The following is a 16,388-nucleotide window of genomic DNA, read 5'->3' on the forward strand; positions in this document are numbered from 1 at the left end:
GGGATTGACCCTGCTAACGTGTCTCTCTAAATGAAAGGAGCACTACCATGAAATGTAAACGTCTTAATGAAGTCATTGAGCTTCTCCAGCCGGCCTGGCAAAAAGAGCCAGAGCTGAATCTGATGCAATTTTTACAGAAACTGGCGAAAGAGTCAGGTTTTGATGGCGAACTGGCAGACCTTTCTGACGACATCCTGATCTACCACCTCAAAATGCGTGATTCGGCTAAAGATGCTGTAATTCCTGGGATTCAGAAAGACTATGAGGAAGATTTTAAAACCGCATTACTGCGCGCCCGAGGCGTAATTAAAGAGTAAAAGCTTGTAAGCGGAGCCACCGAAATCGCCACAAGATGATATCCTGAATCATTCGTATAATTTCCGGATGATCGGATGAACGACCAGGCTTTTACTTTCCAGACATTACACCCGGATACCATTATGGATGCGCTGTTCGAGCAGGGTATTCGGGTGGATTCCGGGTTAACCCCTTTAAACAGCTACGAAAACCGCGTCTATCAATTTCAGGACGAAGAGCGCCAGCGCTTTGTCGTAAAGTTTTACCGTCCACAGCGCTGGTCCGCAGAACAAATTCAGGAAGAACATCAGTTTGCCCACGATCTGCTGGTTGACGATGTTCCCGTTGCGGCACCGCTCAAATTCAATAACCAGACGCTGCTGACCCATCAGGGCTTTTATTACGCAGTATTTCCGAGCCTGGGCGGGAGACAGTTTGAGGCGGATAATATCGATCAGATGGAATGGGTTGCCCGCTATCTGGGGCGCATTCATCAGACCGGACGTAAAAAAACATTTGTTGCCCGTCCGACGATCGGTGTTCAGGAATATCTTATTGAGCCGCGCCAGGTATTCGATACATCGGCGCTGATCCCGAATGCGCTAAAGGGTCATTTCCTCACAGCGACCGATAAGCTTATTGATGCTGTAAAAGCCTGCTGGCGTGATGATATTGCTGCTCTACGCCTGCACGGTGACTGCCACGCCGGGAATATTCTCTGGCGCGACGGGCCGCTATTTGTCGATCTTGATGACGCTCGTATGGGACCCGCGGTGCAGGATCTGTGGATGCTGCTCAACGGTGATAAAGCCGAGCAGCGCATGCAGCTTGAGACCATAATTGAAGCTTATGAAGAATTTAGCCCCTTTAATTCAGACGAAATTGCCTTGATAGAGCCTTTACGTGCGATGCGTTTTGTTTATTATCTCGCGTGGTTAATCAGGCGTTGGGAAGACCCGGCTTTTCCCCGAAATTTCCCCTGGCTTACCGGGGAGGATTACTGGCGCAACCAGATATCCACATTTACCGAGCAGGTTAAGGTTCTACAGGAACCCCCTTTGCAATTAACGCCGATGTATTAATTGGACACACCCAGGAGAGAGTTAATCATGAAAAAAATTTGGCTGGCGCTGGCTGGTATGATTCTGGCATTTAGCGCAACTGCTGCGCAGTTTACCGACGGCAAGCAGTACATCACGCTGGACAAGCCTGTTGCTGGCGAGCCTCAGGTGCTGGAGTTCTTCTCCTTCTACTGCCCGCATTGCTACGAGTTTGAGCAGGTACTTCATGTTTCTGACAACGTGAAGAAAAAGCTGCCGGAAGGCACTAAAATGACGAAATACCACGTTGAGTTCCTTGGCCCACTGGGTAAAGATCTGACTCAGGCATGGGCGGTTGCGATTGCGCTGGGTGTGGAAGATAAGATCACCGCGCCTATGTTTGAAGCCGTACAGAAAACCCAGACCGTACAAACCACGGCAGATATCCGTAAGGTGTTCGTGGATGCCGGTGTGAAAGGTGAAGACTACGACGCGGCCTGGAACAGTTTTGTGGTGAAATCTCTCGTGGCACAGCAGGAAAAAGCTGCCGCTGACTTCCAGTTGCAGGGCGTGCCGGCGATGTATGTTAACGGCAAATACCAGGTGAATACGCGTGGTATGGACACGACCAGCATGGATATCTTCGTACAACAGTACGCTGATACCGTGAAATACCTGGTTGAGAAAAAGTAACAAACATAAAGAAAAACGCCGGTCACTGACCGGCGTTTTTGTATGAAGATTTTACCTGCGCTATCTGTTCGTCTTTCTCTTTCCAGAGTGTATTAAGCCAAAGCTGGAAACGACGTTTGAAGTTTTTATCGTTTACGTAATCCCCGTGCAGTTCAGTGTTGACGGCGACCAGATCAACGTGGACAACGATACGCGTCAGCTTGCCGCTGAGCATATCGTAGAACGGCGTCCTGTCGTTTTCCGGATAGCAGAGCGTTACGTTCAGCAATTTATCGAACTGCTCACCCAGCACGTTGAGCGCCATTGCGATGCCCGCAGCCTTTGGCGGCAACAGATTCTGATAGGGAGAGCGAGTCTGCTGACGCTTCTCTTCGGTAAAGCGAGATCCTTCGACGAAGTTAACAATGGTGGTGGGATGCGCGCGAAACTTCTCGCAGGAACGGCGCGTGGTTTCCACGTCCTTACCGCGGCGTTCCGGATGACGAAGCAAATAGCTGCGTGAATAGCGTTTCATAAACGGCATATCCAGCGCCCAGCAGGCCAGACCAATGAAAGGCACCCAGGCCAGCTGCTGTTTCAGAAAGTATTTGTTCATCGGAATGTGTTTGCGAAACAGCACACACAATACAACGATGTCAGCCCAGCTGTGATGATTGCAGATCAGCAGATACCAGTTCTTTTTGTTCAGCTTCTCCAGACCCTGAACATCCCACTTCAGCCAGGGGTTCAGATGCAACAGGATCGCCAGCCCTTCACACCAGCAGTACATCATAAAATTACAAAAAGCAGATACCGCACGCCATACCGGAGGGACAGGCAGCAGGAGCTTAATTATTCCGGCAATGATGATTGGCACAGAACAGGCGATGGTAACCAGGATAGTTAAAATGACGCTTAACAATAATGTTATCGCAGCGAGTATTCTCGACATGATGAATTTTTTCAGATAGTTAGCTGTAATTGAGCAGCCGGCTATCCGGTGCTGGGCGCCGATCTTATCAGAAATTCGCTTAGACCAGGGCGCTTTCACGCGAAGAGGCTTCCGGCCTTTACTGCCAGGCAGCCAATTTTTCTATATAGACAGAGTGCTTAAGTCTTATATCCACATAGACTAAATAACCATCAGTAAGGCATGATCTTCATTGATCTTATATTAATACATTGATTTTGTTCGATAATTTAGTTTCCGGCATCAGTTTTATCGAACTCTTATTCACCTGTATTAAAAATATGCACAAACTTATCCACAGTTTTGTTTTGCGAGCGATCTTCCCGATCGCAAAATCTTTTTCTGTATAAAGCGCTAAAACCTGATGTTTTCATCCTTCTGTGGCATCCTTTACCCATAAATTCATAAAAGGCACGGACATTATGGTTCAGATCCCAGAAAACCCACTTATACTCGTCGATGGCTCTTCTTATCTGTATCGGGCGTATCATGCGTTTCCTCCTCTGACCAACAGCGCAGGGGAACCTACCGGCGCAATGTACGGCGTGCTGAATATGCTGCGCAGCCTGATTCTGCAATACCACCCAACTCATGCGGCCGTGGTGTTTGATGCGAAGGGTAAAACCTTCCGTGATGAATTATTTGAGCATTACAAATCACACCGTCCTCCGATGCCTGACGATCTGCGTGCGCAGATTGAACCACTGCACGCTATGGTGAAAGCGATGGGGCTGCCCCTGCTGGCGGTCTCGGGCGTTGAAGCTGACGACGTAATAGGTACGCTGGCGCGCGAAGCGGAAAAAGCAGGCCGCCCGGTCTTGATCAGTACCGGTGATAAAGACATGGCGCAGCTGGTCACGCCTGGGATCACGCTGATCAACACCATGACCAACACCATTCTTGGCCCGGAAGAAGTGGTCACCAAATATGGCGTGCCGCCAGAACTCATTATTGATTTCCTCGCCCTGATGGGCGATTCCTCGGACAATATTCCTGGCGTGCCGGGCGTGGGCGAAAAAACAGCTCAGGCGCTGCTGCAAGGGCTGGGCGGGCTGGATACGCTGTATGCAGAGTCCGACAAAATTGCCGGTCTTACCTTCCGTGGCGCAAAAACCATGGCCGGAAAGCTTGCCGATAACAAAGAGGTGGCTTATCTCTCCTACCAGTTGGCCACCATCAAAACTGACGTAGAGCTGGAACTTACCTGCGAGCAGCTGGAAGTGCAGGAACCTGCCGCCGACGAACTGCTTGGCCTGTTCAGAAAATACGAATTTAAACGCTGGACTGCGGATGTTGAAGCTGGCAAATGGCTTCAGGCGAAAGGGGCAAAACCTGCGGCGAAGCCGAAAGAGACCATCGTTGTCGATGCTGAAGAGCAGGCTGAAGAAGAAGCAATAGCGCTCTCCTTCGACAACTATGAAACCGTCCTTGAGGAATCACAGCTCGTCGCCTGGATTGAAAAGCTGAAAAAAGCGCCAGTATTTGCTTTCGATACCGAAACGGACAGCCTCGATAACATTTCTGCCAATATGGTGGGCCTGTCATTCGCGACGGAGCCGGGTGTTGCAGCCTATGTTCCGGTAGCTCATGACTATCTGGATGCGCCGGAGCAAATCTCTCGCGAGCGTGCCTTAGAACTGCTGAAGCCGATTCTGGAAGACGAGAAAGCGCTGAAGGTCGGGCAAAACCTGAAGTACGACCGCGGTATTTTGCAAAATTATGGCATTGAGCTGCGGGGTATCGCCTTTGACACCATGCTGGAATCTTACATTCTGGACAGCGTGGCGGGCCGCCATGATATGGATTCCTTATCCGATCGTTGGCTGAAACACAAAACCATCACCTTTGAAGAAATTGCCGGTAAGGGCAAAAATCAGCTGACCTTTAACCAGATTGCGCTGGAAGAAGCAGGCCGCTACGCCGCGGAAGACGCTGACGTCACGCTACAGCTGCATCTCAAAATGTGGCCGAAATTGCAGAAGCACGAAGGGCCGCTGAATGTGTTCCAGAACATTGAGATGCCGCTGGTGCCTGTGCTGTCCCGCATTGAGCGCAACGGCGTTAAAATTGACCCAACGGTGCTGCATAACCACTCTGGCGAGCTGGCGCAGCGTCTGACCGAGCTTGAACAGAAAGCGCATGAGCTTGCTGGCGAGGCATTTAACCTGTCGTCACCGAAACAGCTGCAAACCATCCTGTTTGAAAAACAGGGTATCAAGCCGCTGAAGAAAACCCCGGGCGGTGCCCCTTCAACGTCTGAAGAGGTGCTGGAAGAGCTGGCGCTGGACTACCCGCTGCCTAAAGTTATTCTGCAATACCGTGGTCTGGCTAAGCTGAAATCGACCTATACCGACAAACTGCCGCTGATGATCAACCCGAAAACGGGCCGCGTACACACCTCTTATCACCAGGCAGTGGCGGCGACCGGGCGACTTTCGTCAACCGATCCCAACCTTCAGAACATTCCGGTGCGTAATGAAGAGGGCCGCCGTATTCGCCAGGCTTTCATTGCGCCAGAGGATTACCTGATTGTCTCCGCGGACTACTCGCAAATCGAACTGCGCATTATGGCGCACCTGTCGCGCGACCAGGGCCTGCTGACGGCATTTGCCGAAGGGAAGGACATCCACCGGGCTACCGCTGCCGAAGTGTTTGGGCTGCCGCTGGAAAGCGTGACAAACGAACAGCGTCGTAGCGCAAAAGCGATCAACTTCGGTCTGATTTACGGCATGAGTGCCTTTGGCCTCTCACGCCAGCTCAACATTCCGCGTAAAGAGTCGCAGAAGTATATGGATCTCTACTTCGAGCGGTATCCGGGCGTGCTGGAATATATGGAGCGGACCCGTGCGCAGGCAAAAGAGAAAGGCTACGTTGAAACGCTGGACGGGCGTCGTCTCTACCTTCCGGATATCAAATCCAGCAACGCCGCGCGCCGCGCGGGTGCCGAACGTGCTGCGATCAACGCCCCTATGCAGGGCACGGCGGCAGACATCATTAAACGCGCGATGATCGCCGTAGATGCCTGGCTGGAAAAAGAGAAACCGCGCGTGAAAATGATCATGCAGGTACACGATGAACTGGTCTTTGAAGTTCATAAAGACGATCTGGAGACGGTCTCCGGGAAGATCCACGAGCTGATGGAAAACAGCATGAAGCTGGACGTACCGTTGCTGGTGGAAGTCGGCAGCGGCGAAAACTGGGATCAAGCTCACTAAGGGTTATCGGAATAACGCGCGTTTTATGTAAGTAAGCAACATAAGTACGCGCTTTTTGTGACGATCATTAGAATTCCCTATGTAAAGAATGAAAAAAAACTACAAAAAGTGCTTTGTCCAGCGATAAAAAAAGAGTAGAGTTAACGACGTAGGGTACAGAGGTAAGATGTTCTATCTTTCAGACCTTTTACTTCACGTAATCGGATTTGGCTGAATATTTTAGCCGCCCCAGTCAGTAATGACTGGGGCGTTTTTTATTGCGGCAAAGAAAATTTTAGGCAAAAAAAAGCGCGGTCATCACCGCGCCTGTTGTTATTCTGCTTCCGCTTCTGTCGCCGGTTCCAGATCGTTAAACCAGCAGTCCAGCTTCTGTCGCAGTTTATCCACGCCCTGTTTTTTCAGCGAGGAGAACGGTTCGACCTGCACATCACCGTTGAATGCCAGCACCGCTTCACGCACCTTGTTCACCTGCGCCTTGCGCGCGCCGCTCGCCAGCTTATCCGCTTTTGTCAGCAGTACCAGCACCGCAATATCGCTTGCCACCGCCCAGTCAATCATCTGTTGATCGAGATCTTTCAGCGGATGACGAATATCCATCAGCACCACCAGACCTTTCAGGCACATGCGTTTTTCCAGGTATTCTCCCAGCGCACGCTGCCATTTGATCTTCATCTCTTCCGGTACCTGCGCGTAACCGTAGCCCGGTAAATCGACCAGGCGTTTGCCTTCAGCCACTTCAAACAGGTTAATCAGCTGAGTACGGCCAGGTGTTTTTGAGGTACGCGCCAGGTTTTTCTGATTGGTCAGCGTATTCAGGGCGCTGGATTTTCCCGCATTGGAGCGGCCAGCAAATGCCACTTCAATCCCTGTGTCTGAGGGCAAGTGGCGAATATCGGGCGCACTGGTGACAAAATGCGTCTGTTGGTAGTTCCAGGTAGTCACGTGGTCGTCTCCAAAAATCGTAATCTGCGGGGGATTATACCTGAATGCGGGCAAAAGGCTTTTCCCATCGTCATTGACATGTAAGTGAAAACCCTACTGAGTGTGAGAGATCTGCCCTTATGTGTATGAGAAATTTAAGAGAAATCGCAGGCGCAAAAAAACTCAAAATATTAAAATTCAATGAGTTAATAATGAGTAATTATCTGAAAATCCGGTTTTGTACCTTGTCATTGCTTGTTAGTTTAAGGGAACAAGGTAAAGTATGTGCCAGGGCGAGGATGCCAACAGGATAACGACTTAAGGATAAGGGTCAGGAGCGCCAGGAGGCGAAGACTCAGGATTGTCAGGACGACCGGCGCCTGGAGGCGTATTTAACAGGAAACGGAACCGTATCACGGACGGTAGTAGCCAAGGGATTAACAGGGTTTGTTGTAGGCAAACAGGGAATGTCTGACCCGCTAAGGGTTGTGAGTCAGGAAAAAAGGCGACAGATTGCTCTGTCGCCTTTTTTCTTTGCTTGCTTTCTGCTAGATTTCGCCGCAATTCTATACTGAAGAAAACGACTTAAAGATAAAACATCATGAAAAAACCGACCTCCGCAGCGGGCGCGAAACGCCCTGCAAAAGCACGCCGCAAAACGCGCGAAGAATTGAACCAGGAAGCGCGCGATCGCAAACGCGATAAAAAACATCGTGGCCATGCTTCGGGTAGCCGTGCTAACGGTGGCGGTGCCGCAGGCGCTTCTGCAAAAGGCAAACAGCAGAAAGATCCTCGTATCGGCAGTAAAACTCCCATTCCACTGGGCGTGACAGACACGCCGGTCACTAAGCAGCACAAACCAAAGAGCGAGAAACCTATGCTTTCACCGCAGGCTGAGCTGGATATGCTGGAGAACGATGAGCGCCTGGACGCGCTGCTGGAACGTCTTGAAGAGGGCGAGACCCTGACCGCAGAAGAGCAGTCCTGGGTGGACGCCAAACTGGACCGCATTGATGAACTGATGCAGAAGCTGGGTCTGTCCTACGATGATGAAGAAGACGAAGAGGAAGACGAAAAGCAGGAAGATATGATGCGTCTGCTGAAAGGTGGAAACTAACATTTGCACCCGGCAGGTACACTCGTCCTGCTTATAACCCTTCCGGTTATATGTTATCTGGTGTGGTTATTCGTTAAACTACGGCGGTTGTCGCGGCGACAGAAGTGGCTGCGCACCCGAATGATGTCCCGTAACGGGACCAGAACGGGCCGCCGTATACGAACGCGACACCAACGGAAGGAGTGAGCATGTCTGTACCATCTATCGACTGGGATTTGGCCCTGATCCAGAAATATAACTATTCCGGGCCGCGTTATACCTCATACCCCACCGCGCTGGAGTTCTCTGACGCTTTCGGCGAGGCGGATTTTCAGCAAGCTGTGGCGCGCTATCCCGAGCGCCCGCTGTCGCTCTACGTCCATATTCCGTTCTGCCACAAGCTCTGCTACTTCTGCGGTTGCAATAAAATCGTTACCCGCCAGCAGCATAAAGCCGATCAATACCTCGATGCGCTAGAGCAGGAAATTCTGCACCGCGCACCGCTGTTTAAAGGGCGCCACGTCAGCCAGCTTCACTGGGGCGGCGGTACGCCAACCTACCTGAATAAAGCGCAGATCAGCCGTCTGATGGCGCTATTGCGCGGCAATTTCAGGTTTAACGACGACGCCGAAATTTCGATCGAGGTCGATCCGCGTGAAATCGAACTGGGTGTGCTGGATCATTTACGCGCCGAAGGCTTCAATCGTCTGAGTATGGGCGTGCAGGACTTCAACAAAGAAGTACAGCGCCTGGTAAACCGTGAGCAGGACGAAGCGTTTATCTTTGCCTTACTCAACCACGCGCGTGATATCGGCTTTACGTCGACCAATATCGACCTGATTTACGGCCTGCCAAAGCAGACGCCGGAGAGCTTCGCCTTCACGCTGAAGCGCGTGGCTGAACTCAACCCGGACCGTCTGAGCGTCTTTAACTATGCACACCTGCCGACGCTGTTCGCCGCTCAGCGCAAAATCAAAGATGCGGATCTGCCTTCCGCCCAGCAGAAGCTGGACATTTTGCAGGAGACCATCGCCTCGCTGACCGAAACCGGCTATCAGTTTATCGGGATGGATCACTTTGCCCGTCCGGACGATGAGCTGGCGATTGCCCAGCGTGACGGGGTCCTGCACCGTAATTTCCAGGGTTACACCACCCAGGGCGATACCGATCTGCTGGGGATGGGCGTCTCGGCGATCAGCATGATTGGCGACTGCTACGCGCAGAACCAGAAAGAGCTGAAGCTCTACTACCAGCAGGTTGATGAAACGGGTAACGCATTGTGGCGCGGTATCGCGCTAACCCGTGACGACTGCATCCGTCGCGATGTGATTAAGGCGCTTATCTGCAACTTCCGTCTCGATTTCAGCGACGTGGAAGCGCAATGGGATCTGCAATTCAGCGATTACTTTGCCGAAGACCTGAAGCTGATTGCACCGCTGGCGAAAGACGGGCTGGTGGATGTGTCGGAAAGCGCGATTGTCGTCACGCCGAAAGGGCGTCTGTTGATTCGTAATATCTGCATGTGCTTTGACGCCTATCTGCGTCAGAAAGCGCGTTTACAGCAGTTCTCGCGGGTGATTTAAGCTGTAATGCCGGGTGGCGGCTTTGCCTTACCCGGCCTACTTAAGTGCGAGATGTAGGCCGGGTAAGCGAAGCGCCACCCGGCTTTTCATCGACATCTCGTTAGCTAAACAGCCCAACCAGCGCCGCACACAATACCGCCGCAACGGCAGTTTGTGGCGTGTGGCTTTCTGCTGCTCCGCTCGAAAGTAAAGTCACTAATGATTCCAGCATGATGCTCCCCCCAATTTCCGGGCACGATCATACAAAACTCATCGGAACAGTAAAGCGCAAAATAACGGCACTTTGCGCTCAATTAATAACCTTTACACAGCGGAGTAAGATCACTCCATTCCCAGCTCTTTCAGCTTGCGCGTCAGGGTGTTTCGACCCCATCCCAACAGGCGAGCCGCTTCCTGTTTGTGGCCCTGGGTATGACGAAGCGCGGTAGTTAATAACGTGCGCTCCATCTCAGGCTGCGCTTCGGAGAGCAGATTTTGATGACCGGAACGCAGCGCGCGATCTGCCCACTGGGCCAGCAGCGTCGCCCAGCTGTCCGGCAGCGCATGCCCGGCGGTGCTTTCGGGCACGGTGGCTTCAAACAGCTCGGCAGGGAGATCCTGAATCAACACCTCCTGTCCGGCAGCCATCACGGTCAGCCAGCGACAGGTGTTTTCCAGCTGACGCACGTTGCCCGGCCACGCCAGACGGGTGAGGGCGGCATCCGTTTCCGGATGAAGCTGCTTGGCTTCCACGCCCAGCTCGCGGGCTGCCACTTGCAGGAAATGGCGCGCCAGACGCGGAATATCTTCCCGACGCTCGCGCAGCGGCGGCAGGTGGACGCGGATCACGTTCAGGCGATGGAATAAATCCTCACGGAATTTCCCCTCCTGCACGCGCAGCTCCAGGTTCTGGTGCGTCGCGGCAATAATACGCACGTCCACCTTCACCGGCGCATACCCGCCCACGCGGTAAAACTGGCCATCTGCCAGCACGCGCAGCAGTCGGGTCTGCACATCCAGCGGCATATCGCCAATTTCATCCAGGAATAGCGTCCCGCCGTCAGCCTGTTCAAAGCGTCCCTGACGAATGGTATTCGCGCCGGTAAACGCCCCTTTTTCATGGCCGAACAGCTCAGATTCAATCAAATCTTTGGGGATTGCCGCCATGTTCAGGGCGATAAAGGGCGCTTTCGCCCGTGGGCTGTGGCGATGCAGGGCGTGTGCGACCAGCTCTTTACCGGTCCCCGATTCACCGTTAATCAAGACGCTGATAGACGAGCGCGACAGACGCCCGATGATGCGAAACACGTCCTGCATGGCCGGCGCTTCACCGATGATGTCCGTCGTAGGCCCGAAATCCGGCGCGTGGCGGGGCTGCTGCTGCTCCTGATAGTGGCTGATGGCACGTTCGACCAGGGCAACGGCTTCGTCGATATCAAACGGTTTTGGCAGGTAATCAAACGCCCCCTGCTGGTATGCACTGACGGCGGCATCCAGGTCGGAGTGGGCGGTCATTATGATGACCGGAAGCATAGGGTGGCGCTGTTTGATCTGCTTTAAGAGCGCCAGTCCGTCCATGCCCGGCATGCGGATATCCGAGAGCAGAACGTCCGGCGTTTTGGTGGTGAGTGCGTCGAGCACCTCGCTGCCGCTCTCAAACGTCGTGCAGCTTAATCCCGCTCCTGTGAGCGCGCGTTCAAGCACCCAACGGATGGAGCTATCGTCATCGACTACCCAGACTATCCCTCGTTGCATAAACGTCACCTTTATTTTTTAATCGGCAGGAAAACCGAAAACTCGGTATGTCCCGGCCAACTGGTAAATTCAATTTTGCCGGAGTGTTGGTCAATCAAATTTCGGGCTATGGATAACCCCAGCCCGGTGCCGCCTTCGCGACCGCTGACCATCGGGTAGAACAGGGTGTCCTGGAGATGCGGCGGGATCCCCGGCCCGTTATCTTCCACATCAATACGTGCCGCCAGACGATAACGCACGCCGTGCAGCGTCAGCTGGAACGCGGTACGGGTACGCAGAATAATTTCGCCACCCTCCTGGCCCAGCGCCTGCAACGCGTTACGCACAATGTTCAACAGCACCTGTTCAATCTGGTCTGGATCGTGCGCCAGCTCCGGCAGGCTTGGGTCGTAGTCTCGCACCAGCGTGACGTTATCCGGCAGCTCCATCGAGACGAGTTTCACCACCCGCTCCGCGACCTTGTGAATGCTTTCTGAAACATGCATCCCCGGCTGCTGCGGTCCGAGCAGGCGATCGACCAGATTACGCAGACGGTCCGCCTGCTCAATAATGACGTTGGTATACTCCGCCAGGGCCGGGTCAGGCAGCGCTTTGGTCAAAAGCTGTGCCGCACCGCGTAAGCCGCCCAGCGGGTTTTTAATCTCATGGGCCAGCCCGCGCACCAGGTCACGCGCCGCAATCTGCTGTGCATGCTGAAGCTGCTCCTGGCTGAGACGTCGCTGGTTATCCATCGGCGCCATTTCCAGCAGAATCATGCCATCTGGCAGGCGCTGTGCGGTGAGGGACAAAATATGCGAGCGTCCGTCAATCACCAGCGTCACTTCGTTATCGGTAAAGCCCTGACCCGCCTGCAAACTCTCCTGCATCAGGCCAATATTCAGCGAGAAATAGCTCAACAGTTCTGGCAACGGCGTGCCAAACAGTTTACGGGCGCTTTGGGCGAGCAGTTGCTGCGCCGCCGGGTTGGCGTAATGCACCGCCAGCTCGTCGTCGACCAGCAAAATACTGTTAATCAAAGAATTGAGGATCTGCCCAGCATCGGGCAGCGTGCCAGTTGCCATTCAGCAGTCTCCTGGAGTTGTTGCACTATTTTAGTGCAGTATAGCGTTTTAGAGGTAAAAAGCGCGTGAGATCAGGTTGTTGGTGGAGAAAAAAGCCCATCCGAAGATGGGCTAAAGTTTCCACGGCAACTACTCCCGACGCGTATGCGCCGGGTAAAACAAATCAATTAAACGCTGTAGTACAGTTCGAACTCAACCGGGTGCGGCGTCATGCGAACGCGGTCGTTTTCTTCGGTACGCAGCGCGATGTAAGCGTCGATAGCTTCATCGGTAAACACGCCGCCAGCGGTCAGGAACTCACGGTCCGCGTCCAGCGCTTGCAGGGCTTCTTCCAGAGAGCCAGCAACCTGTGGGATCTCTTTCGCTTCTTCTGGCGGCAGGTCGTACAGGTTTTTGTCCATGGCTTCGCCTGGGTGGATCTTGTTCTTGATACCGTCCAGACCGGCCATCAGCAGTGCTGCGAAGCACAGGTATGGGTTAGCCGCCGGGTCCGGGAAACGCACTTCGATACGACGTGCTTTCGGAGACGCAACCACCGGGATACGGATAGAAGCAGAACGGTTACGGGCAGAGTATGCCAGCATCACAGGTGCTTCGTAGCCTGGGACCAGACGCTTGTAGGAGTTCGTGGTTGGGTTCGCCAGGGCGTTGATCGCTTTAGCGTGTTTGATAACACCGCCGATGTAGTGCAGCGCCTGCTCAGATAGACCCGCATACTTGTCGCCAGAGAACAGGTTGGTGCCGTTCTTGGACAGGGACATGTGGCAGTGCATACCGGAACCGTTGTCGCCAAACATGGGTTTTGGCATGAAGGTCGCGGTTTTACCGAAACGGTGCGCAACGTTGTGCACAACGTATTTGTAGATCTGAATCTCATCCGCTTTTTTGGTCATGGTGTTAAAGCGGGTAGCGATTTCGTTCTGGCCAGCGGTCGCCACTTCGTGGTGGTGTGCTTCAACAACCAGGCCCATCTCTTCCATGATCAGACACATGGTAGAACGGATGTCCTGTGAAGAATCGACCGGAGGAACCGGGAAGTAACCGCCTTTCACGCCAGGACGGTGACCTTTGTTACCACCTTCGTACTTGGTGGAGGAGTTCCATGCGCCTTCGATGTCATCGATAGCCACGTGGGAGCCAGAAATGGAAGCACCGAAACGGATGTCGTCGAACAGGAAGAACTCTGGCTCTGGCCCGAACAGAACGGTGTCGGCGATACCGGTAGAACGCAGGTACTCTTCAGCGCGTTTTGCGATGGAGCGTGGGTCACGGTCATAGCCTTGCAGCGTGCCTGGTTCCAGGATATCGCAGCGGATGATCAGCGTAGGTTCTTCGTAGAACGGGTCAATGAGCGCAGTGGTTGCATCTGGCATCAGAACCATGTCGGATTCGTTAATGCCTTTCCAGCCGCCAATGGAGGAGCCGTCAAACATTTTGCCTTCTTCAAAGAATTCGGCGTTCACCTGATGAGCAGGGATCGTGACGTGCTGTTCTTTACCTTTGGTATCGGTGAAGCGCAGATCAACAAACTTCACTTCATGTTCGTTCAGCATCGTCAAAACGTGTTCAGCGGACATACTTAACTCTCCAGATTGGTCATTGTCGTCGTGGTAACGAGGTCTTCAAATCGGCTGGGCTGCCATATTTTTACTGTATTTCTGTAAAGCGAAATCTGTGCCAACTTTTAAAACACCCCAAAAAGGCGTTATCATGCGCACCATAGTGCAGAAGGGCTGCACCACATTGGATTTGTTGCACCATTATAGTGCTTCAGTGTGAACATTGAGCACCATATTGGTGCAATTTACGTTAAAGTGCCCTTTTACCGCTCCGTGAAAGCGATCACAAAGCATCTCTGCAATACTTGTTTGCGGGGGATGTTTGTGATCCTGTTTTGTAGTGCGATTAATCCGTGTACAATAACGCGCTATTTCTAAATGCCTGAGGCAAAGTTGTGATCGAAAAATTGCGTAATATCGCCATCATCGCGCACGTCGACCATGGTAAAACTACCCTGGTTGATAAGCTGCTACAGCAGTCCGGTACGTTTGATGCTCGTGCCGAAACTCAAGAGCGTGTGATGGACTCCAACGATTTGGAGAAAGAGCGTGGGATTACCATCCTCGCCAAAAACACCGCTATCAAATGGAATGACTACCGTATCAACATCGTTGATACCCCAGGGCACGCCGACTTCGGTGGTGAAGTTGAGCGCGTGATGTCCATGGTGGATTCCGTGCTGCTGGTGGTTGACGCATTTGATGGCCCTATGCCGCAAACGCGCTTCGTGACCAAAAAAGCATTTGCCCATGGCCTGAAACCTATCGTTGTGATCAACAAGGTTGACCGTCCTGGCGCGCGTCCTGACTGGGTTGTTGACCAGGTATTCGACCTGTTCGTTAACCTCGACGCGACCGACGAACAGCTGGACTTCCCTATCGTTTATGCGTCTGCGCTGAACGGTATCGCCGGTCTGGATCACGAGGACATGGCGGAAGACATGACTCCGCTGTACCAGACGATTGTTGACCGCGTTCCTGCGCCAAACGTTGACCTGGAAGGCACCCTGCAAATGCAGATCTCCCAGCTCGACTACAACAACTACGTTGGCGTAATCGGCATTGGCCGTATCAAGCGCGGTAAAGTGAAGCCTAACCAGCAGGTCACTATCATCGATAGCGAAGGCAAAACCCGTAACGGTAAAGTCGGTAAAGTGCTGACTCACCTGGGTCTTGAGCGTATCGAGAGCGACATCGCTGAAGCGGGCGACATCATCGCCATCACCGGTCTGGGTGAACTGAACATCTCCGACACCATCTGCGATCCGCAGAACGTCGAAGCGCTGCCAGCCCTGTCCGTTGATGAACCAACCGTATCCATGTTCTTCAACGTCAACACCTCTCCGTTCTGTGGTAAAGAAGGTAAATTCGTTACCTCTCGTCAGATCCTTGACCGCCTGAACAAAGAGCTGGTGCACAACGTTGCGCTGCGCGTTGAAGAAACCGAAGACGCTGATGCATTCCGCGTTTCCGGTCGTGGTGAGCTGCACCTGTCTGTTCTGATTGAAAACATGCGTCGTGAAGGTTTCGAGATGGCGGTTTCCCGTCCGAAAGTTATCTTCCGCGAAATCGATGGCCGTAAACAAGAGCCGTTCGAAAACGTCACGCTGGACGTTGAAGAGCAGCACCAGGGTTCTGTGATGCAGGCGCTGGGTGAGCGTAAAGGCGATCTGAAAAACATGAATCCAGATGGCAAAGGCCGCGTACGTCTCGACTACGTGATCCCAAGCCGTGGTCTGATCGGCTTCCGTTCTGAGTTCATGACTATGACCTCCGGTACGGGTCTGCTGTACTCCACCTTCAGCCACTACGACGACGTGCGTCCGGGTGAAGTGGGCCAGCGTAACAACGGCGTGCTGATCTCCAACGGTCAGGGCAAAGCGGTTGCGTTTGCGCTGTTCGGTTTGCAGGATCGCGGTAAGCTGTTCCTGGGTCACGGTGCTGAAGTTTACGAAGGCCAGATCATCGGTATTCACAGCCGTTCTAACGACCTGACCGTAAACTGCCTGACCGGTAAGAAACTGACCAACATGCGTGCGTCCGGTACTGACGAAGCAACGGTTCTGGTTCCACCGATCAAGATGACGCTGGAGCAGGCTCTGGAGTTCATCGATGATGACGAACTGGTCGAAGTGACGCCACAGTCAATTCGTATCCGTAAACGTCACCTGACCGAGAACGATCGTAAACGTGCTATGCGCGGTGCGAAAGAAGAGTAATTCGGTTATGCCGTAGGCCGG

14 protein-coding genes are annotated in these 16,388 nt (G+C 53.0%); 8 read left to right on the plus strand and 6 right to left on the minus strand.

Translation table 11 applies throughout. The features are described 5' to 3' along the window. Window positions 1–47: 47 nt before the first annotated feature. The 3 genes from BH712_RS14820 (at window position 48) to dsbA (ending at window position 2,030) form a co-directional block, all read left to right on the plus strand. Window positions 48–317: a YihD family protein gene (locus tag BH712_RS14820; RefSeq protein WP_003861904.1), complete on the plus strand. Its 270-nt coding sequence runs from the start codon at window positions 48–50 to the stop codon at window positions 315–317. Between the two features lie 75 nt (window positions 318–392). Beyond that, window positions 393–1,379, plus strand: coding sequence for a serine/threonine protein kinase (locus BH712_RS14825; RefSeq protein WP_006808734.1), 987 nt, complete (start codon window positions 393–395; stop codon window positions 1,377–1,379). Window positions 1,380–1,406: 27 nt separating this feature from the next. Then, a complete protein-coding gene (gene dsbA, locus BH712_RS14830) occupies window positions 1,407–2,030 on the plus strand; it encodes a thiol:disulfide interchange protein DsbA (RefSeq protein WP_006808733.1) in 624 nt (207 codons plus the stop codon). A 22-nt stretch (window positions 2,031–2,052) separates the two neighbouring features. Here dsbA and BH712_RS14835 read toward each other — a convergent pair whose 3' ends face one another. Further along, on the minus strand, window positions 2,053–2,961 hold the full coding sequence (locus BH712_RS14835) for an acyltransferase (protein WP_032673711.1): 909 nt from the start codon (window positions 2,959–2,961) through the stop codon (window positions 2,053–2,055). A 440-nt stretch (window positions 2,962–3,401) separates the two neighbouring features. On the opposite strand from BH712_RS14835, the gene polA reads away from it, so the two are divergent. Together polA and spfP are read left to right on the plus strand one after the other, a co-directional pair. Further along, window positions 3,402–6,194, plus strand: a complete 2,793-nt coding sequence (gene polA / locus BH712_RS14840; protein WP_032673474.1) for a DNA polymerase I — start codon at window positions 3,402–3,404, stop codon at window positions 6,192–6,194. Window positions 6,195–6,360: 166 nt separating this feature from the next. Continuing rightward, the gene (gene spfP / locus BH712_RS25415; RefSeq protein WP_071892919.1) at window positions 6,361–6,408 is read left to right on the plus strand and encodes a small protein SpfP; all 48 of its coding nucleotides are present in this window, start codon (window positions 6,361–6,363) and stop codon (window positions 6,406–6,408) included. A 98-nt stretch (window positions 6,409–6,506) separates the two neighbouring features. Here spfP and yihA read toward each other — a convergent pair whose 3' ends face one another. After that, a complete protein-coding gene (gene yihA, locus BH712_RS14845) occupies window positions 6,507–7,136 on the minus strand; it encodes a ribosome biogenesis GTP-binding protein YihA/YsxC (protein ID WP_032673473.1) in 630 nt (209 codons plus the stop codon). Between the two features lie 580 nt (window positions 7,137–7,716). On the opposite strand from yihA, the gene yihI reads away from it, so the two are divergent. After that, window positions 7,717–8,232, plus strand: a complete 516-nt coding sequence (gene yihI, locus BH712_RS14850) for a Der GTPase-activating protein YihI (RefSeq protein ID WP_006808729.1) — start codon at window positions 7,717–7,719, stop codon at window positions 8,230–8,232. A 188-nt stretch (window positions 8,233–8,420) separates the two neighbouring features. Then, window positions 8,421–9,794 (plus strand): oxygen-independent coproporphyrinogen III oxidase, encoded by a 1,374-nt coding sequence (hemN, locus tag BH712_RS14860; protein ID WP_006808728.1) that lies wholly within the window; start codon window positions 8,421–8,423, stop codon window positions 9,792–9,794. A 100-nt stretch (window positions 9,795–9,894) separates the two neighbouring features. On the opposite strand, the gene BH712_RS24660 is transcribed toward hemN, so the two are convergent. From BH712_RS24660 to glnA, 4 genes are all read right to left on the minus strand, one after another. Then, window positions 9,895–10,005, minus strand: coding sequence for a YshB family small membrane protein (locus BH712_RS24660; protein ID WP_017382667.1), 111 nt, complete (start codon window positions 10,003–10,005; stop codon window positions 9,895–9,897). A 110-nt stretch (window positions 10,006–10,115) separates the two neighbouring features. Continuing rightward, a complete protein-coding gene (gene glnG / locus BH712_RS14870; RefSeq protein WP_003861919.1) occupies window positions 10,116–11,528 on the minus strand; it encodes a nitrogen regulation protein NR(I) in 1,413 nt (470 codons plus the stop codon). Between the two features lie 11 nt (window positions 11,529–11,539). Further along, window positions 11,540–12,589, minus strand: coding sequence for a nitrogen regulation protein NR(II) (glnL, locus tag BH712_RS14875; RefSeq protein ID WP_006808727.1), 1,050 nt, complete (start codon window positions 12,587–12,589; stop codon window positions 11,540–11,542). 167 nt (window positions 12,590–12,756) lie between these two features. Next, a complete protein-coding gene (glnA, locus tag BH712_RS14880; protein WP_003861925.1) occupies window positions 12,757–14,166 on the minus strand; it encodes a glutamate--ammonia ligase in 1,410 nt (469 codons plus the stop codon). Window positions 14,167–14,543: 377 nt separating this feature from the next. Between glnA and typA the strand changes: the two genes are divergently transcribed. After that, window positions 14,544–16,367: a ribosome-dependent GTPase TypA gene (gene typA, locus BH712_RS14890; protein WP_006808726.1), complete on the plus strand. Its 1,824-nt coding sequence runs from the start codon at window positions 14,544–14,546 to the stop codon at window positions 16,365–16,367. Window positions 16,368–16,388: the final 21 nt, after the last annotated feature.

It is taken from the genome of Enterobacter hormaechei ATCC 49162 (genome assembly GCF_001875655.1).
Lineage (GTDB): Bacteria > Pseudomonadota > Gammaproteobacteria > Enterobacterales > Enterobacteriaceae > Enterobacter > Enterobacter hormaechei.